A 19,533-nucleotide genomic window follows, 5' to 3' on the forward strand; every position below is an offset into this window, starting at 1 on the left:
CAGGTTTGACGATACCGTTTTGTAGGTCGCTCCGACGCGCCTTGGCGCATGTCCGCTTGGTACTTGCGTTTGCGAAAGTCTCCGGGTTAGGTTTGCGGAAATCCTGTTTCTCCAAATTGTATGAAATTTCCTATGACAAAGAAAATCTATCTCGCCGGGCCGGAGGTCTTCCTCCCGAATGCCCGTGAAATGCTCGACCTCAAGGCCTCGCTTGCACGCGAGGCCGGGTTTACGCCGCTTTCGCCGGGCGATTTGGAAATTCCGCCCGCGGACACGAAAATCGGCCACGGCTGCAACATCAATGCCATAGACGAGCGGATGATGCTGGAAGCGGATGCGGTTATCGCCAATCTCACGCCGTTTCGCGGCATCGCCGCCGATACGGGAACGAGCTACGAACTGGGGTTCATGTGCGCGCTGGGCAAGCCGKTTTTCGCCTACACCAATGTCGCGGCCAATCACTTCACCCGCATCATGGCGCAATATAACGGTGTTGCCGCAATCGATGAAACAGGGCGCTATCGCGGCCCGGACGGTTTGTCGATCGAGAATTTCGACATGGTCGACAATCTCATGCTGCACGGCGGAATTTTGCGGCGGGGCGGCGTCGTCATCGTTGGCAACGCCACGGCAGAGGCCCTTTATACGGATCTCGAGGCGTATAAGCGCTGCCTGGCGGCCGCCGCTGAAAAATTACTGACACAGACTGATCCCGACAGAACGAATTTAGTGGAGACATCATCATGAGCGGTACCATCCTCATCACCGGCGCCACGTCCGGCTTCGGACAGGCCACGGCGCGGCGCTTCGCCAAGGAAGGCTGGAAGGTCATCGGCACAGGTCGGCGGGCGGAACGGCTGGAGGCGCTGGCGCAAGAACTCGGCTCCGCTTTTCACGGCGCTGCCTTCGATGTTACCGAAGAAGATGCCACTAAAAAGGCACTTGCGGCTTTGCCGGAAGGTTTCCGGGACATCGATATTCTCGTCAACAATGCGGGGCTTGCGCTCGGCACTGCACCTGCACCGCAGGTGCCGCTGAAAGACTGGCAGACCATGGTGAACACCAACATCACCGGTCTTTTGAACATCACCCACCATCTTTTGCCCACGTTGATCGACCGCAAGGGCATTGTCATCAACCTTTCCTCGGTAGCTGCGCACTGGCCCTATGCGGGCGGCAATGTCTATGCCGGAACGAAAGCCTTCCTGCGGCAATTCTCGCTCGGTCTGCGCTCCGACCTGCATGGCAAGGGCGTGCGCGTCACCTCGATCGAACCGGGCATGTGCGAAACGGAATTCACGCTTGTTCGCACCGGCGGCAATCAGGATGCCTCGGACAATCTTTACAAGGGCGTCAATCCGATCACGGCCGAGGATATCGCCAATACGATCCATTGGGTCGCCTCGCAGCCCAARCATATCAACATCAACAGCCTCGAACTCATGCCGGTCAACCAGTCCTTTGCCGGTTTYCAAGTGCATCGGGAAAGTTGATTCCAACGTCTTCTGCGGGAGTGCTAAAAAACAAAGCAGGAATTTTCGAGCTATGCAAAAATGCAATGCTGCATTGCGAGACTTGCTCTGTTAAAAATCGCGGATACCGCTATATTCAAATCATCGAAGCGACGCACTCCTCCTCCCAGTGTCGCTCGATGCGGATCGGTGGTACTCCTCCTCCCAATCACCGATCAAGTTTGAAGCCTGCCGCACCTCCTCCCGCGGCAGGCTTTTTCCTTTTCTGGGCTTCTTTTTCCAATGCATCTTGCGGTGAGGTTTCTGCGCGCCGTCTGCGCCCGGATGACCGATACCCCGCTTTTCCCCTTAAGTTTCCGGGGGATTTCTGATTTTCCCGTCAAGGCGATGATTGTCGAAATCGGGCGCGTGTCGATCACGATTTCGTTATGTCTAGATGAATATGCACAGTTTTGTGGCGGTGCATGGTGTTGGCCCATTGCTTAGCCCCCGGCCTGTGTTTAAGCATTGGCAAAAGAACGCTTGGGAGTTGCCGACACGCTTGTGTCTGTGCGCCTGAAAGCGGCGGGGAGAGAATGGCAGACTTTCAAGAGGCGCTGAAGCGGTTTCAGCCGATCGCGGTTTCATCGATCGCTGAAGACGAGCTCGGGTTGCGGTTGCGCGGCCTGCAAGCGCAGCTAATCCAGCAAAATATCAAGGCGGTCTGGCTCGATGCATCATCGTCGCTGACCTATTATACTGGCCTGTCGCTTGGTCTTTCGGAGCGCATTCACGGCGCCCTGGTGCCGGCAGAAGGCAAGCCGGTCTATGTCAGTCCTGCGTTTGAGGAGCCGAAACTACGGACGATGATCCGTGTCGAGGGCGAAGTTGCCGTCTGGGAAGAGGATGAAAGTCCTTTTGACCTGATGGCAAAGCGAATCGAAGCGCTCGGCTGTCCCGGCCACCTTGTCGCGATCGATCCTGCCACTCCKTTCGTTTTCGCATCGGCCCTGATGCAGCGTCTGGAAGGCCGCATCATTTCCGCCCARCCGATGATTGTCGCACAGCGGCAGGTCAAATCCGCAGCCGAGATTGCCATCATCCAGGCGGCGATGGATGCGAGCTACGGCGTGCAGAAGGCCGTGTTCGAGGGGCTGCGTCCCGGCATATCCACCACGGAAGTGGCCGACTTCGTTAACGCCGCACATGTTGCGCTTGGCATGAAGCCGCTTTTCGTGGCGGTTCAGTTCGGCGAGGCGACGGCTTATCCGCATGGCGTGCCATATGCGCAGACGCTTGTTGACGGTGACATGGTGCTGGTCGATCTCGGCGGCATCCTTCATGGCTATCGTTCGGATATCACCCGCACCTATGTGTTCGGCCAGCCGACGGAACGGCAGCGTTTTCTCTGGAACGCCGAGCGGGACGCGCAGGCTGCTGCCTTCGACGCGGCCCGGGTCGGGGCTGCCTGCTCGGACGTGGACAAGGCCGCGCGCGACAGCCTGAAAGCGGCCGGTTTTGGGCCGGATTATCAGGTTCCGGGTCTACCGCATCGCACCGGCCATGGGCTTGGGCTGGATATTCACGAAGAACCCTATATCGTTGCAGGAAATGCCACGGCTCTTCAGCCGGGAATGTGCTTTTCCATCGAGCCGATGCTGTGCGTTTATGGGGAATGCGGCGTCCGTCTCGAGGATATAGCTTATATGACGGAGGCGGGACCACGCTGGTTCTGCCCGCCGGAAAAGAACCTCGACCGGCTGTTCCAGCCGGTCGCCGGGTAATTGGTCGGGAGGCACAGGACCGAACGGCGACACGGGGCTCCGCGTCGTCGCTGACCAGGAYAGGTAGGCCCCTTAAAACGGGGTCGCATAAACTCAGAAAAAGAGGGAAAGGACCACCAGATGAAAACGCTGACCCGCAGTTTGCTTATAGCCTCTGCGCTTGCGATGGCTTCCGCCGTGCCCGCCATGGCGAAGACCTTCGTTTATTGCTCCGAGGCATCTCCGGAAGGCTTCGATCCTTCGCCTTACACCGCCGGCGGCACCTTCGATGCCTCCGCGCATCCGGTCTACAACCGTCTGACCGAGTTCAAGAAGGGCACGACCGAAGTTGAGCCAGGCCTTGCCGAAAAGTGGGAAGTTTCGAGCGATGGCCTCGAATACACGTTCCACCTGCGCAAGGGCGTAAAGTGGCACTCTAACGAGAAGTTCACGCCAAGCCGCGATTTCAACGCCGATGATGTGATCTTCAGCTACAACCGCCAGGGTGACACAAAGAACCCGTGGAACCAGTATATCGCAGGCATCACCTACGAATATTACAACTCCATGGAAATGCCGTCGCTGATCAAGGAAATCGTCAAGGTTGACGATTACACCGTGAAGTTCGTGCTGACCCGTCCTGAAGCACCGTTCCTTGCCAATATCGCGATGCCTTTCGCTTCGATCGTTTCGAAGGAATATGCTGATACGCTTGATAAGGCCGGCACCAAGGAAGACTTCAACAACCTGCCGATCGGCACCGGTCCGTTCAAGTTCGTCGCCTATCAGAAGGACGCGGTCATCCGCTACCAGAAGAACGCCGACTACTGGGGCGAAGCTCCCAAGATCGACGATCTGATCTTCGCGATCACGCCGGACGCTGCCGTTCGTCTGCAGAAGCTGAAGGCTGGCGAATGCCACCTTATGCCTTATCCGGCCCCGGCCGACCTCGCCACCATTCGTGCCGATTCCAACCTCAAGCTCGATGAACAGCCGGGCCTGAACGTTGCCTACTTCGCCTACAACACCACCGTTGCACCTTTCGACAAGCCGGAAGTCCGCAAGGCGCTGAACATGGCGATGAACAAGCAGGCSATCATCGACGCCGTATTCCAGGGTGCAGGCACGGTTGCCAAGAAYCCGATCCCGCCGACGATGTGGTCCTACAACGACAGCATCAAGGACGATCCTTACGATCCGGAAGCTGCCAAGAAGGCTCTCGAAGCCGCTGGCGTCAAGGATCTGACGATGAAGATCTGGGCGATGCCGGTTCAGCGTCCATACATGCCGAATGCCCGCCGCACCGCCGAGCTGATCCAGTCGGATTTCGCGAAGGTTGGCGTCAAGGCCGAGATCGTCTCCTTCGAATGGGGTGAATACCTCAAGAAGTCGACTGAAGTGAACCGCGACGGTGCCGTCATCCTCGGCTGGACCGGCGACAATGGTGACCCTGATAACTTCATGGGCGTTCTGCTTTCCTGCGCTGCAACCGGCGAAGGCGGTGCAAACCGTGCTCAGTGGTGCAACAAGGAGTTCTCCGAACTGGTTTCCAAGGCAAAGCAGACCACTGACGTTGCCGAGCGCACCAAGCTTTATGAGCAGGCGCAGGTGATCTTCAAGGAACAGGCTCCGTGGGCGACGCTTGCGCACTCCACGCAGTTCGTTCCGATGTCCGCCAAGGTTTCCGGCTTCACCATGAGCCCGCTTGGCGACTTCACCTTCGAATCCGTCGATATCGCTGAGTAATCCCAAACAACAGGACGCGCGGAAGAACTCAGGTTCTTTCGCGCGTCTTTTCAGGAAAAAACCATGATCCGGTTCATTTTCGGCAAACTTCTCTATCTCGTTCCGACATTTCTCGGGATTACCATCGTTGCCTTTGCCTTCGTTCGYGTCCTGCCGGGCGATCCCGTGCTGTTGATGGCGGGTGAGCGCGGCATTTCGCCCGAGCGGCATGCACAACTTGCCGAACAGCTCGGCTTCAGCCAGCCTATCTGGCAGCAATATCTCCATTTTCTGGGGCGGCTGCTTCAGGGTGATCTCGGCAATTCGCTGGTCACCAAGAAACCCGTTCTGACCGAGTTCCTGGCGCTCTTCCCCGCGACAGTCGAGCTTGGCCTCGTCGCCATCATCCTCGCCACACTGATCGGTGTGCCGGTCGGCGTCATCGCAGCCATCCGCCGTGGCTCGTGGTTCGACCAGATCTCCATGACGACGGCGCTGGTTGGCTTCTCCATGCCTATCTTCTGGTGGGGCCTGCTGCTCATCATCATGTTCTCCGGCATCCTGCAATGGACACCGGTGTCGGGCCGTATCTCGTTGATGTATTTCTTCCCTTCCGTCACCGGTTTCATGCTGATCGACAGCCTGATTTCRGGGCAGAAGGGTGCTTTCGCTTCGGCTCTGTCACATCTCATCCTGCCTTCGGTGGTGCTTGCCACCATCCCGCTTGCAGTTATTGCCCGCCAGACACGGTCGGCAATGCTCGAAGTCCTCGGTGAGGATTATGTGCGGACAGCGCGTGCAAAGGGCATGTCGCCGTCCCGTGTCGTCGGCGTTCACGCATTGCGCAACGCCATGATCCCGGTCATCACCACCATCGGCCTGCAGATCGGTGTGCTGATGGCGGGTGCAATCCTGACCGAAACCATCTTCTCCTGGCCGGGCATCGGCAAGTGGATGATCGATTCCATCTCGCGCCGCGACTATCCGGTCGTGCAGAGCGGCCTGCTTCTGATCGCGGGTCTGGTGATGATCGTCAACCTGCTTGTCGATCTCACCTATGGCCTCATCAATCCAAGGATCCGTCACAAATGAGCGATGTGACCACAGCTCCCGGCGTCAGGCTTTCCGACGCCGCCATCCGCCGCCGGATGATCGCCGATTTCTGGTTCTACTTCCGCCAGAACCGTGGCGCCGTCGTCGGCCTTGCCGTCTTCCTTCTTCTGGTTCTGATCGCGGTTTTCGCAGCCGTGATTGCCCCGCATGACCCGACCCAGCAATATAGAGACGCGTTGCTCGTCCCGCCGGTCTGGCAGGATGGAGGCCGTACCGCATTCCTGCTCGGCACCGACGCTGTCGGCCGCGACATGCTGTCCCGACTGATCTATGGCGCGCAATATTCGCTGTTCATCGGCGTCGTCGTTGTTTCCATCGCCCTTGTCGGCGGCATTGTCATCGGTCTCGTCGCCGGCTTCTTCGGCGGCTGGGTGGACACTGTCATCATGCGCGTGATGGACGTCATCCTGGCGTTTCCATCGCTGCTTCTGGCACTGGTGCTGGTTGCGATCCTTGGTCCGGGGTTGACCAACGCCATGATCGCGATTGCCATCGTCTATCAGCCGCATTTCGCGCGTCTGACGCGTGCAGCTGTCATGAGCGAGCTTCGGCGTGAATATGTCACCGCCGCCCGTGTGGCGGGTGCCGGCAATTTCCGGCTGATGTTCAAGACGATTTTGCCGAACTGCCTTGCACCTTTGATCGTGCAGGCRACGCTCTCCTTCTCATCTGCCGTTCTCGATGCGGCGGCTCTCGGCTTCCTCGGCATGGGCGCGCAGCCGCCCGCATCCGAATGGGGCACGATGCTGGCCGAAGCCCGCGAGTTCATCCTGCGCGCCTGGTGGGTCGTTACCCTTCCCGGCCTGACGATCCTCGTATCGGTGCTCGCCATCAACCTGATGGGTGACGGGCTGCGCGATGCGCTCGATCCCAAACTGAAGCGGAGCTAAGCGATGAGCCTGCTGAAAATCAAGAACCTCACCGTCAAGTTYGCCACCGCCACCGGCGCGTTCACGGCCGTCAACGGCATCGACGTCTCCGTGGACAAGCAYGARGTGCTGGCCATCGTCGGCGAGTCCGGTTCCGGCAAGTCGGTMTCCATGCTCGCCGTCATGGGGCTTTTGCCCGATACGGCGACGATCACCGCCGACGAGATGATCTTCGATGGTATAAACCTGCTGGCCATGTCGCCGCAGGAGCGCCGCAAGCTGATCGGCCGCGAGATCACCATGATCTTCCAGGAGCCGGTTGCGTCGCTCAACCCGTCCTTTACGGTCGGTTTCCAGATCGAGGAGGTGCTGCGCCTCAATCTCGGCATGGGCCGGTCTGCGGCGCGTGCACGCGCACTGGAGCTGTTCCGGTCCGTCGGTATTCCCGATCCGGAAACCAAGCTCAATGCCTATCCGCACCAGATGTCCGGCGGTCAATGCCAGCGTGTAATGATCGCCATCGCCATCGCTTCCAAACCGCGTCTCTTGATCGCCGACGAGCCGACCACCGCGCTCGACGTGACGATCCAGAAACAGATCCTCGATCTGTTGATGGATCTGCAGGAAGAATACGGCATGGCGCTGATCCTCATCACCCATGACATGGGTGTCGTGGCCGAAACAGCGGACCGCGTGGTCGTGCAATATAAGGGCCGCAAGATGGAGGAAGCGGATGTGCTGAGCCTGTTTGAGGCCCCGCAACATCCTTATACCAAGGCATTGCTTTCCGCGCTGCCGGAACATGCGACCGGCGACCGCCTGCCCACGGTTTCCGACTTCTTCGGCAAGGAGGGCGTTCAATGAGCATCGTTGTCGAAGGCAAGGGCATTACCCGCCATTATCACGTTCCGGGCGGCCTGTTCGGCGGAGCAAAGACCGTGCAGGCGTTGAAAGGCATCGATTTTGCCGTCGAGCGCGGCAAGACGCTCGCCATCGTCGGCGAGTCCGGTTCCGGCAAATCGACGCTTGCGCGCATCATCGCGCTGATCGACCCGGCATCCGGTGGCGAGCTGAAGATCGACGGCCAGCCGGTCGATATCGCAAAGCGCCGTCCCGGCACGGACATGCGCTCCAAGGTGCAGATGGTGTTCCAGAACCCCTATGGTAGCCTCAATCCGCGCCAGAAGGTTGGCGACGTGCTGATGGAGCCGCTTGTCATCAACACCAAAATGCCGGCGTCCGAGCGTCGTGAGCGGGCTGAAGCCATGCTCGTGAAGGTTGGGCTGGGTCCCGAACACTTCAACCGATATCCGCACATGTTTTCTGGCGGCCAACGGCAGCGCATCGCGATTGCGCGGGCGCTGATGCTCAACCCCGCACTTCTGGTGCTGGACGAGCCTGTCTCGGCACTCGATCTTTCAGTGCAGGCGCAGGTGCTRAACCTGCTGAGAGATCTCCAGGAAGAGTTCGAGCTGACCTACGTCTTCGTCAGCCACGACCTTTCCGTCGTTCGCTATATCGCCGATGACGTCATGGTTATCTCGAAGGGTGTAGCCGTGGAGCAGGGCACGCGCGAGGAACTATTTGCCGATCCGAAGCACGCCTATACACGCCAGCTTTTTGCCGCCACTCCGGTGACGGATGTAGACGCCATCCGCGCCCGCGTGGAGCGCCGCAAGGCGGCACGGCAGGCTGCGACGGCTTGAGATCGACGATTGACCGATGAATAAGTGGAACAGGCCGGATTTCCGGCCTGTTGTTTTTTCAGGACTTCAAAAGATTGCGGGGGTGCGCTCAGGCGCCGGCCTCTCTCAGCAGACGCACCTGCCGCAGCGTATTCTGCCGGCTACGCTCCAGATGGCGCCATAGGGCGTCGATAATCTGGGCCTTGCTGCGGGCGGCTATGGCGTCGGCAATATTCTGGTGTTCCTCGACAGAGCGGGCGTAGTCGCCAAGGATCGATACGAAAACCGTGTGGGTCTGGTCGAGAATGCGCCCATGCGTGCCGGAAATGACCGGAATGCGCGCGGCCGAAACAAGGGCCGTGTGGAAGCTGCGATCGTGAAACAGCGCTTTGGAGAGATCGTCCAGCGTCGCGCTCTTGGCAAATTCGCGGTGTTTCGCAAGGCTTTCCAGAAGCTGCGCATGCAAGGCTTCGTCCAGCTGCCCGGCATCGAAGGCCACTTCCACAGCGCCTTTTTCCAGCAGCATTCTGGCGGCGTAGAGTTCTTCCACATCCTCCACGGTAAAATCGCGTACTACCATGCCGCGCCTTGAGGAATTGACCACCAGCCCGTCTGCCTCGAGTTTCAGGCATGCTTCCTTGACCGGCGTGGGGCTGATGCCGAGATCGGCGGCGAGTTCGTTGGGCAACAGCCGTTCGCCGCCGCGCAATCTGCCGCTGACGATGCGCGCCCGCAGTTCCTGATGCGCTTGGTCGGCGAGCGTGACTTTGATCAGTGTGTTCATGGCAACACCATCGCCTAACCGCGAGTGACAGGCAATGACAGAATATAAAAAATAAAAAATTTTTTATTTTACAATGGTCGATTTTGCTTTAGCTGTATCCGTCATCGGAAGCTGGCTGCTGGAGGAGGGTGGCCGGGCAATCCCCTGAGGCTTCATCTCCTGCGGTCATTGATCGCGGGGCAGTGGCGACATTCCGCTGGTTGATCGGTRGAGCTTCGATCAGAACGGAACTTCCGTTTATTCCTCCCCAAAGGCTGCTCAAGCGTCGAGGAATTGACCGATCATGAAAATAACCGCTGTCGAACCTTTCATCCTGCATCTGCCGCTGACATCGGAATCCATTTCCGATTCCACCCACAGCATCACCCATTGGGGCGTCGTCGGCGCAAAAATTACGACGAGTGATGGCCTTGAGGGATACGGCTTCACCGGTACCCATGCGCATCTGCCGTCCGACCGGTTGATCACATCCTGCATCAGCGATTGCTATGCGCCTCTGCTGATCGGCGAGGATGCATCCGAACATTCGCGGCTGTGGACAAAACTTGCCCGTTATCCGTCCCTGCAATGGGTCGGCCGCGCGGGCATCACCCATCTGGCGCTGGCTGCGGTCGATGTGGCGCTCTGGGATCTGAAGGCGAAGAAGGCGGGCGTGCCACTCTGGCAATACCTCGGCGGCGCGCGCACCACAGGGGTCGAAGCTTACAATACCGATATAGGCTGGCTTTCCTTCAATCTCGAAAATCTGCTGGCGGGCAGCGCCAGGGCAGTTGAAGAGGAAGGCTTTACCCGCCTGAAAATCAAGGTCGGGCACGATGATCCGAATATTGATATCGGACGCCTCGCGGCGGTGCGCAAGCGTCTCGGCTCCGCGATACGCATCGCTATCGATGGTAACGGCAAGTGGGATCTGCCGACATGCCAGCGCTTCTGCGCGGCGGCAAAGGATCTGRATATCTATTGGTTCGAAGAACCGCTCTGGTACGACGATGTGACCAGCCAYGCGCGGCTGGCACGCAACACATCCATTCCCATCGCTCTCGGAGAGCAGCTTTATACGGTGGATTCGTTCCGGTCATTCATCGATGCGGGCGCGGTTGCCTATGTCCAGCCGGATGTAACCCGACTTGGCGGCATCACCGAATATATCCAGGTCGCTGACCTCGCGCTCGCCAATCGCCTGCCTGTCGTTCCGCATGCCGGTGAGATGAGCCAGGTGCATGTGCATCTGAGTTACTGGCATCCGGCATCGACCATCCTCGAATATATTCCGTGGATCAAGGACCATTTCGAAGAGCCGATCAATGTTCGCGATGGTGTTTACAAGCGCCCGGAGCATCCCGGCGCCAGCACCACGCCTTTGGCCGAAAGCATAGCCCGCTACGGCAAAGCGGTGAAATGAAACAGAGGCGTTCAGCCCGGATTGCATCCGGCCACGGGGCGTCGGCGCCGTCAAAGGAATCGTGCGCTATCGAAGACTGGATCGCACCGTCACCCAGAATCTAATCCGGGGTGACGGTGTGGGCATGATGCAGGTTTTGCCAGACTTAGCGCCAGCCGAGTGCAGGAGCCACCTGTTTGAGGATCGTCTCGATAACATGGGCGTTGTAGTCGACGCCCAGCTGGTTCGGCACGGTCAGCAACAGTGTGTCGGCCTCGGCGATGGCTTCGTCGGCTTTTAGCTGCTCGATCAATGCTTCCGGTTCGGCGGCGTAGCTGCGCCCGAAGATCGCGCGCGTCTTGTCGTCGATGTAACCGATCTTGTCGTCACCCTCGCTGCCGTAACCGAAATAGGATCGGTCGCGATCGCTGACGAGAGCGAAGATGCTGCGGCTGACCGACACGCGAGGCTCGCGGGCGTGTCCAGCCTCTTTCCATGCGGCGCGGTAAGCACGGATCTGTTCGGCCTGCTGCACATGGAAGGGTTCGCCGGTCTCATCCGTTTTCAGGGTGGAGCTTTGAAGGTTCATGCCAAGCTTTGCCGCCCAAACCGCCGTCGCATTGGAGCTGGAACCCCACCAGATGCGCTCGCGCAACCCTTCGGAGTGCGGCTCCAGCCGCAGCAGGCCGGGCGGGTTGGGAAACATCGGCCGAGGGTTCGGCTCGGCGAAACCTTCGCCCTTCAGAAGCTCGAGGAAGACTTCGGTGTGCTGGCGCGCCATGTCCTCCTCGGTCTGGCCCTCGGCAGGGCGGTAGCCGAAATAGCGCCAGCCGTCGATCACCTGTTCGGGAGAACCGCGACTGATGCCGAGTTGCAGGCGTCCGCCGGCGATGAGATCGGCTGAACTCGCATCCTCCACCATGTAAAAGGGGTTCTCATAACGCATATCGATGACGCCGGTGCCGATCTCGATACTTTTCGTTCTTGCGCCAACGGCGGCAAGCAGCGGGAAAGGTGATCCCAACTGGCGGGCGAAGTGGTGGACACGGAAATAAGCGCCGTCGGCGCCGAGTTCTTCCGCAGCAACGGCCAGGTCTATCGATTGCAGCAGGGTGTCTGCAGCAGAGCGGGTCTGCGACTGGGGCGAGGGCGTCCAGTGTCCGAAGGATAGAAATCCGATCTTTTTCATGATGACCTTCCAAATGTTTRGGATGCAGCTGACTTGAGCCGGCATCGTTGTTGTCAGTCATATAGGCTGMAGTGCGGATTCTCCAATCCGCYRCGCGTAGACACGGTGTCGCCGAAATGTGAACGACGGTTGTTTCAGGCGATCGTCTTGCGGTCGAGGATGAAGAGATTTTGGTGGGCGCGCGCCGTCGTGAGAATGAAATCCATCAGCGAGCGCACGCGCGGCACATTGGCAAGGTCCTGATGGCTYGTCAGCCAGTAACCCCGCCGCAGTTCCACTTCACCTGCCAGCACCATCTGCAGGTCCGGAAAGCGTGCGGCGATGAAGTTGGGCAATATGCAAAGGCCACGTCCGCTCAGCGTTGCAGTCAACTGCGCAAAAATGCTTGATGACTGGAAGTTGGGTCGGAGGCCGGGCATCACGTCGCGCATGTAATCGAGGCCCGGCGAGAAGATCAGATCCTGCACGTAACCGATAAAGAAATGATCGGGCAAATCTTCGCGCCGGGTGATTTTCGGGTGGCTGGCAAGATAGGAACGCGATGCGTAGATATGCAGCGTGTAATCGACGATCTGTTCGTTGATGTAGGGGCCTGCTTTCGGCGGATCGAGTGTGACCGCCACATCCGCTTCTTTCTTCGACAATGCCATGATCTGCTGGATCGTAACCATCTCCACCATGATGTGCGGATGGGTGACGGCGAAGTCTTTCAGCCTTTCCACGAAGAAAAAGTTGGAAAAACCTTCAGGCGCACTGAGCCTGACCACGCCGCGCAGCAGGCTGCCGCTTTCGGAAATATCCGATTGCAATCTTTCCGCTTCCGCCTCGATGCGCTCGACGGTATCGACCAGGCGCCGCCCGACCGTCGTCAGTTCGTAACCACGTGGATTTCGCTCGAACAGYTTGGTTTTAAGCGAGAATTCCAGCCGGTCGATGTGGCGGGAGACGGTGGCGTGGCTGGTGCGCAGACTACGCGCTGCCGATGAAAGTTGTCCGGTGCGGGCCACCGCCAGAAAATATTGCAGGTCGTCCCAGGTAAAAGGCGTGGCCAATTCGGTCTCCATTGCCAGGTCTGTTCAAAAATGAACAGTTCCTGTTCGCAATTTGATGATGCCCCGCTCTTGTGTCAACGGCCGAATTCGAGAAGTCTACATAGGGAGGCGCTGCTTTGAGGAGGGTGGCGCGACCGTTGTGATGCAACACCGTTGGACGATCGCCATGCGCCTTCGTTCACCGTTGCACAGACCTATCTGAGGCTCGCAATCATCTCTGGGAGGAGAAGTCATGCGCAAGAGTATCGTTTTATCCACGGCCATGGCACTGGCGGCAGGCACCGCCGCTTACGCTGCCGAGATTTCGGACGGCAAGGTCAAGATCGGCATCTTGAACGACCAGTCGGGCGTCTACGCCAATTTCGGCGGCAAATACTCATATGAGGCCGCGAAGATGGCGGTCGAGGATTTTGGCGGCAAGGTGCTGGGCGCGCCGGTGGAAGTGGTAACGGCTGACCACCAGAACAAGGCGGATGTCGCTTCCAACATCGCCCGGCAGTGGTACGACACCGAACAGGTCGATTCGATCATGGAACTGACCTCGTCGTCGGTGGGCCTTGCCGTGCAGGCTCTCTCGAAGGACAAAAAGAAGATCACCATCAACACGGGCGCTGCAACCACGGAACTGACGGGCAAGCAGTGCAGCCCCTATGGTTTCCACTGGGCCTACGACACCTATTCGCTGGCAGTCGGCACCGGCGGTGCGCTGGTGAAACAGGGTGGCGACAGCTGGTTCTTTCTGACTGCGGATTACGCCTTCGGTTATTCGCTGGAAGAAAACACGTCCAACTTCGTCAAGGCCAATGGCGGCAAGGTGCTGGGTTCCGTGCGCCATCCGTTGGCCTCTACGGATTATTCCTCCTTCCTGTTGCAGGCGCAGTCATCAGGCGCGAAGGTCATCGGCCTTGCCAATGCCGGTCTCGACACCTCCAACGCCATCAAGCAGGCCGCTGAATTCGGTATCGTTGCGGGCGGGCAGCGGCTGGCGGCCCTTCTCTTTACGCTTGCCGAAGTGCACGGCCTCGGTCTCGAAGCGGCTCAGGGCCTGACGCTGACGGAAGGGTTCTATTGGGACCGCGACGATGAATCGCGCAAATTCGGCGAACGGTTCAAGGAACGCACCGGCGCCATGCCGAACATGGTCCACGCTGGTACCTATTCCGCCGTGCTGCATTACCTGAAGGCCATCGATAAGGCCGGCACCGACGATGCTGACGCCGTGGCAAAGGCCATGAAGGAAATGCCTGTCAACGACGTCTTCTCGAAGGATGGCCATGTGGCCGCYAATGGCCGCATGATCCACGACATGTATCTGATGGAAGTAAAGAAGCCGGATGAGAGCAAGCAGCCGTGGGACTACTACAAGGTGCTTGCCACGATCCCCGGCAAGGAAGCCTTCATGGACCCCGCAAAAAGCGGTTGCCCGCTGGTAACGCAGTAAAAAGGGGGAACTTCATGATGATCGCTCCCGCCCCTGCCGGTCAGGCGGAACCCCGCGTCGTGCTTTCGGCGCGCGGTCTCTCCAAGACCTTCGGCGCATTCGCGGCCGTGAAAAACGTCGATCTCGACGTCCATCATGCCCGCGTGCATGCACTTATTGGTCCGAACGGCGCCGGCAAAACCACGGTCTTCAACCTGTTGACCAAGTTTCTCCAGCCGACAGGCGGGGCGATCACCTTCATGGGAACGGATATAACAAAGACGCCGCCGGACAAGGTGGCGCGGCTCGGTCTCGTCAGGTCTTTCCAGATATCGGCGGTGTTTCCGCATCTGACGGTTCTTGAGAACGTGCGGGTGGCGTTGCAGCGGCCGAATAACCTTTCAACGCAATTCTGGTTGCCGCTCTCGTCACTCGACAGGCTCAATGCACGTGCCGAGGAGTTGATCGCAACGGTTGGCCTGACACGGGAAAAAAATGCACTTGCGGCCGATCTTTCCTACGGTCGCAAGCGCGTTCTTGAAATCGCCACGACGCTTGCGCTCGACCCGAAGGTATTGCTTCTCGATGAGCCGATGGCGGGCATGGGGGGCGAGGATGTCGCGCATGTCGCCGATCTCATCCGCGAAGTGGCCAAAACGCGCGCGGTGCTGATGGTCGAACACAATCTGAAGGTCGTGGCGGATATCTGCCATCAGGTMACGGTGCTGCAGCGGGGCGAAATTCTGGCGGAGGGCGATTATGCCACCGTMTCCGCCGATCCGCGCGTGCGTACGGCCTATATGGGCACGGAGGAGGCGTGATATGGCGGCAATGCTCGAAGTCTCCAACCTGAAATCCTGGTACGGCGAAAGCCAGGCGCTGCACGGCGTCGATCTGACCGTCGGCGAAGGCGAAACCATCACCATTCTCGGGCGCAATGGGGTTGGCAAGACCACGACGCTGCGCACCATYATGGGCATCATCCGCAACCGCAAGGGCGTGATCAAGCTCGGCGGCAAGGATCTGATGCCGGTGCCGTTGCATCGCACGGCGAAATACGGMCTCGGTTTCGTGCCGGAAGAGCGCGGCATCTTCGCGACACTGAGCGTCGAGGAAAATCTGAAACTKCCGCCCGTCGTCGCATCCGGCGGCATGACGCTCGATGAAATCTACGAGCTGTTTCCCAATCTTTACGAACGCCGGGCGAGCCCCGGCACCAAGCTTTCCGGCGGCGAACAGCAGATGCTGGCCATGGCGCGCATCCTGCGCACAGGGGTCAAGGTTCTCCTGCTCGATGAGCCGACCGAAGGGCTTGCGCCTGTAATCGTGCAGCGCATCGGCGAGGTGCTGAAGACTTTGAAAAGTCGTGGCATGACAGTGGTTCTGGTCGAGCAGAATTTCCGCTTCGCCAGCCGCATCGCGGATCGTTTCTACCTGATGGATCATGGCCAGATGGTCAGCAATTTTCCGGTGGGCGAGCTTTCCGGCCGCATGGGCGAACTCAATAAAGTGCTGGGGGTTTAACGATGACSATGCTCTTCGGCGTTCCGCTTCAGGCCCTGCTCGGGCAATTGCTGATCGGCCTCATCAACGGGTCGTTTTATGCGCTCCTGTCGCTCGGCCTTGCCGTCATTTTCGGCCTGCTGCGCGTCATCAATTTCGCCCATGGTGCCCAATATATGCTTGGCGCTTTCGTCGCCTTTCTCGGCCTGCAATATTTCGGCATCAGCTTCTGGTGGGCACTGTTGGTGACGCCGCTTGTCGTTGCACTTTTCGGCGCGATCATCGAGCGCCTGCTACTGTCGCGGCTTTACGATCTCGATCCGCTGTATGGGCTGCTCTTCACCTTCGGCCTGGCGCTGGTGGTGGAAGGCACGTTCCGCTGGCTGTACGGTGCGGCGGGTCAACCYTATTCGGTTCCGCGCGAGCTTGCMGGCGGCACCAATCTCGGYTTCATGTTYCTGCCGAACTACCGCGCTTTCGTCGTCGTCATCTCGCTTGTCGCCTGCATCGCCACCTGGGCGTTGATCGAAAAGACGAGGCTCGGCTCCTATCTGCGGGCTGCGACGGAAAATCCGACACTGGTGCAGGCCTTCGGTATCAACGTGCCTGTGCTCCTGACGCTGACCTACGCGCTGGGCGCGGGCCTTGCCGGYTTCACCGGCGTGCTGGCCGCGCCGATCTATCAGGTCTCACCGCTGATGGGCACCAACCTCATCATCGTCGTCTTCGCCGTCGTCGTGGTCGGCGGCATGGGGTCGATCATGGGCGCCATCGTCACCGGCTACATGCTGGGTATCGCTGAAGGCCTGACCAAGGTGTTCTACCCGGAAGCGTCCAACATTGTCATCTTCGTCATCATGGCCTTTGTGCTGCTCATCCGCCCCGCCGGACTTTTCGGAAAGGACGCCTGATATGTCCAAAGCCACTCACAACCCGACAGCCGGCGCGATGCCGCAGGCCGAGGTTTCCGCAACCGCTGGAACCATCAAGACCGTGMTGATACTGGCAGGAYTGGCCGTGCTGATCGCTGCACCGATGTTCGTTTATCCGATCTTTCTGATGAAGCTGCTTTGCTTCGCGCTGTTTGCCTGCGCCTTCAATCTGCTGATCGGTTACACCGGGCTGCTTTCCTTCGGCCATGCGGCATTTTTCGGCGGCGCTGCCTATTTCACCGCCTATTCGGTGAAGGAATGGGGCGTCACGCCCGAGATCGGCCTCCTCATCGGCATGGCGGGTGCCGCCCTTCTTGGCCTCGTCATCGGCTTTTTCGCCATTCGCCGGCAGGGCATCTATTTCGCCATGATCACGCTTGCCTTGTCGCAGATGTTTTATTTTTTCTGCCTTCAAGCACCCTTCACCCATGGTGAGGACGGATTGCAGGGCGTRCCGCGTGGACACCTCTTCGGCCTTCTCGATCTCAACGCGCCGCTGAACATTTACTACACGGTGCTKGCCGCCTTCGTGCTGGCACTTCTCGTCATCTGGCGTTTCGTCAACTCGCCSTTCGGCATGATCCTGAAATCCATCCGCGAAAACGAGCAGCGCGCCATTTCTCTTGGATACAGCGTGCAGCGTTACAAGCTTGGTGCTTTCGTCATGTCGGCGGCGCTTGCCGGTCTTGCGGGCGGCCTGAAGGCGCTGGTGTTCCAGTTCGCAACATTGACCGATGTGGCCTGGCAGATGTCGGGCGAGGTTATCCTGATGACCCTGCTCGGCGGCATTGGCACCATGATCGGCCCGATCTTCGGTGCGGGGCTTGTCGTCGCRCTGCAGAACTATCTCGCGACATCCGATTTCCCGGTCACCATCATCACCGGCCTCGTTTTCATGGCTTGCGTTCTGGTGTTCCGGCGCGGTCTGATCGGTGAATTTTACGCTTCGCGGCTCGGGCGAAAACTGGGTTTTCAGCACCGGGGATAAGAATTTTTTGAAACAGGGGGAAGGCTCCTCCGCGTCCGGGGCGAYGCGGCAAGGGCGCCCCATGGAGAATAGCATGGCGGAATTTGACTATATCGTCATCGGAGCGGGAAGTGCGGGATGCGTTCTCGCCAACCGCCTCTCGAAAGACCCGAACAATCGCGTCCTGCTGCTGGAAGCGGGCGGCAACGATAATTATCACTGGATCCATATTCCGGTCGGTTATCTCTATTGCATCAACAATCCGCGCACCGACTGGTGTTTCAAGACGGCGGAAGAACCTGGGCTTAACGGAAGGTCGTTGATCTATCCTCGCGGCAAGGTTCTCGGCGGCTGCTCMTCCATCAACGGCATGATCTATATGCGCGGTCAGGCCCGMGACTACGATGTCTGGCGTCAACTTGGCTGCGAGGGTTGGGGATGGGATGATATCCTACCCTATTTCCTGAAGTCGGAGGATTTTTATCGCGGCAAGGGCGACATGCATTCCACCGGCGGCGAATGGCGGGTGGAGAAGGCGCGCGTGCGCTGGGATGTGCTTGATGCCTTTCAGCAGGCGGCAGGTGAGGCCGGCATTCGTGCGACCGAAGATTTCAACCGGGGCGACAATGAAGGSGCCGGTTATTTCGATGTGAACCAGCGGTCGGGCTGGCGCTGGAACACGGCCAAGGCTTTTCTGAAACCGGCGCTTGGCCGCCGGAATTTGACAGTCATGACCAAGGCCCATGTCAAGCGTCTCATYGTCGAAGAGGGCCTGGTCACAGGCGTCGAGTTTCACCACGACGGCGTCTTGAAAAAGATGCGTGCACGGCGCGAAACGGTGCTTTCGGCAGGTGCAGTCGGTTCACCACACATTCTGGAGCTTTCCGGCGTTGGCCGCGGCGACGTGTTGCAGGCCGCCGGTATCGACACAGTGACGGAAGTTCAAGGTGTGGGCGAGAACCTGCAGGATCATCTGCAATTGCGCATGGTCTATAAGGTTTCAGGCGTCCTGACGCTGAATGAGAGGGCCTCCACGCTGTTCGGAAAGGCAAGGATCGGCCTCGAATATGCTTTGACCCGCTCCGGGCCGATGTCGATGGCGCCGAGCCAGCTTGGTGTCTTCACCCGTTCCTCTCCGGAAAAGGAGACGGCGGATCTGGAATATCATGTCCAGCCGGTGTCACTCGACAAGTTTGGTGATCCGGTTCACACTTTTCCGGCCATTACGGCAAGTGTCTGCAATCTGCGGCCCGAAAGCCGAGGCTCAGTGCATGTGAAAGGACCGGATTTCGCCATGCAGCCGGAAATCCGACCGAATTATCTGTCGACGGAAGGCGACCGCCGGGTAGCCATCGATTCCATGCGGCTGACGCGCCGCATCGTCAACCAGCCCGCCTTTTCGCGGTTCAAACCGCAGGAATACCGGCCCGGCCCCACTTTTGAGAATGACGACGATCTGGCCCGCGCTGCGGGCGATATCGGCACGACCATATTCCACCCCGTCGGCACCCTGCGCATGGGCTCCGATGCCGAAAGYGTTGTCGATACGCGGCTGAAATTCCGCAAGCTTGCWGGGCTGCGTGTGGCGGACGCCTCCATCATGCCGAGGATCACGTCCGGAAATACCAATTCGCCAACGATCATGATTGCCGAAAAGGCTGCCGACATGATCCTTGCGGATAATCGCTAAGAGGAGCGT

At 59.1% G+C, this 19,533-nt stretch carries 18 protein-coding genes; 15 read left to right on the plus strand and 3 right to left on the minus strand.

Annotation, left to right across the window (positions count from 1 at the left end; translation table 11 throughout):
* Nucleotides 1-132: 132 nt before the first annotated feature.
* From AB4Z23_RS22205 to AB4Z23_RS22240, 8 genes are all read left to right on the plus strand, one after another.
* A complete protein-coding gene (locus AB4Z23_RS22205) occupies nt 133-747 on the plus strand; it encodes a nucleoside 2-deoxyribosyltransferase (protein WP_441360778.1) in 615 nt (204 codons plus the stop codon).
* Nucleotides 744-1,493 carry an SDR family oxidoreductase gene (locus tag AB4Z23_RS22210; protein WP_035199947.1) on the plus strand — a complete coding sequence of 250 codons (750 nt, stop codon included), beginning with the start codon at nt 744-746 and terminating at the stop codon, nt 1,491-1,493. The genes AB4Z23_RS22205 and AB4Z23_RS22210 overlap by 4 nt, the downstream gene beginning before the upstream one ends.
* Before the next feature lie 554 nt (nt 1,494-2,047).
* Nucleotides 2,048-3,235, plus strand: coding sequence for a M24 family metallopeptidase (locus tag AB4Z23_RS22215; RefSeq protein ID WP_035199953.1), 1,188 nt, complete (start codon nt 2,048-2,050; stop codon nt 3,233-3,235).
* 120 nt (nt 3,236-3,355) lie between these two features.
* Nucleotides 3,356-4,960 (plus strand): ABC transporter substrate-binding protein, encoded by a 1,605-nt coding sequence (locus tag AB4Z23_RS22220; protein WP_441360779.1) that lies wholly within the window; start codon nt 3,356-3,358, stop codon nt 4,958-4,960.
* Between the two features lie 63 nt (nt 4,961-5,023).
* Nucleotides 5,024-6,031 carry an ABC transporter permease subunit gene (locus tag AB4Z23_RS22225; protein WP_004431937.1) on the plus strand — a complete coding sequence of 336 codons (1,008 nt, stop codon included), beginning with the start codon at nt 5,024-5,026 and terminating at the stop codon, nt 6,029-6,031.
* A complete protein-coding gene (locus AB4Z23_RS22230) occupies nt 6,028-6,942 on the plus strand; it encodes an ABC transporter permease subunit (RefSeq protein WP_004431940.1) in 915 nt (304 codons plus the stop codon). Before AB4Z23_RS22225 ends, AB4Z23_RS22230 begins: the two co-directional genes overlap by 4 nt.
* 3 nt (nt 6,943-6,945) lie before the next feature.
* Nucleotides 6,946-7,785, plus strand: a complete 840-nt coding sequence (locus tag AB4Z23_RS22235) for an ABC transporter ATP-binding protein (protein ID WP_004431942.1) — start codon at nt 6,946-6,948, stop codon at nt 7,783-7,785.
* Nucleotides 7,782-8,627: an ATP-binding cassette domain-containing protein gene (locus tag AB4Z23_RS22240; protein ID WP_004431943.1), complete on the plus strand. Its 846-nt coding sequence runs from the start codon at nt 7,782-7,784 to the stop codon at nt 8,625-8,627. Before AB4Z23_RS22235 ends, AB4Z23_RS22240 begins: the two co-directional genes overlap by 4 nt.
* 88 nt (nt 8,628-8,715) lie before the next feature.
* On the opposite strand, the gene AB4Z23_RS22245 is transcribed toward AB4Z23_RS22240, so the two are convergent.
* Nucleotides 8,716-9,390 (minus strand): GntR family transcriptional regulator, encoded by a 675-nt coding sequence (locus AB4Z23_RS22245; RefSeq protein ID WP_025595209.1) that lies wholly within the window; start codon nt 9,388-9,390, stop codon nt 8,716-8,718.
* A 283-nt stretch (nt 9,391-9,673) separates the two neighbouring features.
* On the opposite strand from AB4Z23_RS22245, the gene AB4Z23_RS22250 reads away from it, so the two are divergent.
* Nucleotides 9,674-10,792 carry a mandelate racemase/muconate lactonizing enzyme family protein gene (locus AB4Z23_RS22250; protein WP_441360780.1) on the plus strand — a complete coding sequence of 373 codons (1,119 nt, stop codon included), beginning with the start codon at nt 9,674-9,676 and terminating at the stop codon, nt 10,790-10,792.
* A 145-nt stretch (nt 10,793-10,937) separates the two neighbouring features.
* Here AB4Z23_RS22250 and AB4Z23_RS22255 read toward each other — a convergent pair whose 3' ends face one another.
* A complete protein-coding gene (locus AB4Z23_RS22255) occupies nt 10,938-11,960 on the minus strand; it encodes an LLM class flavin-dependent oxidoreductase (RefSeq protein ID WP_004431948.1) in 1,023 nt (340 codons plus the stop codon).
* 134 nt (nt 11,961-12,094) lie between these two features.
* Nucleotides 12,095-13,024 (minus strand): LysR family transcriptional regulator, encoded by a 930-nt coding sequence (locus AB4Z23_RS22260; protein ID WP_004431950.1) that lies wholly within the window; start codon nt 13,022-13,024, stop codon nt 12,095-12,097.
* A gap of 220 nt (nt 13,025-13,244) precedes the next feature.
* Here AB4Z23_RS22260 and AB4Z23_RS22265 point away from each other — a divergent pair, with 220 nt between their 5' ends.
* From AB4Z23_RS22265 to AB4Z23_RS22290, 6 genes are all read left to right on the plus strand, one after another.
* Complete coding sequence (locus AB4Z23_RS22265) at nt 13,245-14,453, plus strand: ABC transporter substrate-binding protein (protein ID WP_013762102.1); 1,209 nt, start codon at nt 13,245-13,247, stop codon at nt 14,451-14,453.
* A gap of 14 nt (nt 14,454-14,467) precedes the next feature.
* Nucleotides 14,468-15,253 carry an ABC transporter ATP-binding protein gene (locus AB4Z23_RS22270; RefSeq protein ID WP_025595206.1) on the plus strand — a complete coding sequence of 262 codons (786 nt, stop codon included), beginning with the start codon at nt 14,468-14,470 and terminating at the stop codon, nt 15,251-15,253.
* 1 nt (nt 15,254) lies between these two features.
* Complete coding sequence (locus tag AB4Z23_RS22275) at nt 15,255-15,956, plus strand: ABC transporter ATP-binding protein (protein WP_004431956.1); 702 nt, start codon at nt 15,255-15,257, stop codon at nt 15,954-15,956.
* Nucleotides 15,957-15,958: 2 nt separating this feature from the next.
* Nucleotides 15,959-16,846, plus strand: a complete 888-nt coding sequence (locus AB4Z23_RS22280) for a branched-chain amino acid ABC transporter permease (protein WP_019566514.1) — start codon at nt 15,959-15,961, stop codon at nt 16,844-16,846.
* 1 nt (nt 16,847) lies between these two features.
* Nucleotides 16,848-17,855, plus strand: coding sequence for a branched-chain amino acid ABC transporter permease (locus AB4Z23_RS22285; protein WP_441360781.1), 1,008 nt, complete (start codon nt 16,848-16,850; stop codon nt 17,853-17,855).
* Between the two features lie 73 nt (nt 17,856-17,928).
* Entirely contained in the window at nt 17,929-19,524 is a 1,596-nt protein-coding gene (locus AB4Z23_RS22290; protein WP_076844528.1) for a GMC family oxidoreductase, read from the plus strand.
* Nucleotides 19,525-19,533: the final 9 nt, after the last annotated feature.

This window comes from Agrobacterium sp. MCAB5, from assembly GCF_052114365.1.
Lineage (GTDB): Bacteria > Pseudomonadota > Alphaproteobacteria > Rhizobiales > Rhizobiaceae > Agrobacterium > Agrobacterium tumefaciens.

Coding starts and splice junctions, on each gene's coding strand:
- AB4Z23_RS22245 (WP_025595209.1), bottom strand. CDS start 9,390: ATGAACACACTGATCAAAGTCACGCTCGCCGACCAAGCGCATCAGGAA.
- AB4Z23_RS22255 (WP_004431948.1), bottom strand. CDS start 11,960: ATGAAAAAGATCGGATTTCTATCCTTCGGACACTGGACGCCCTCGCCC.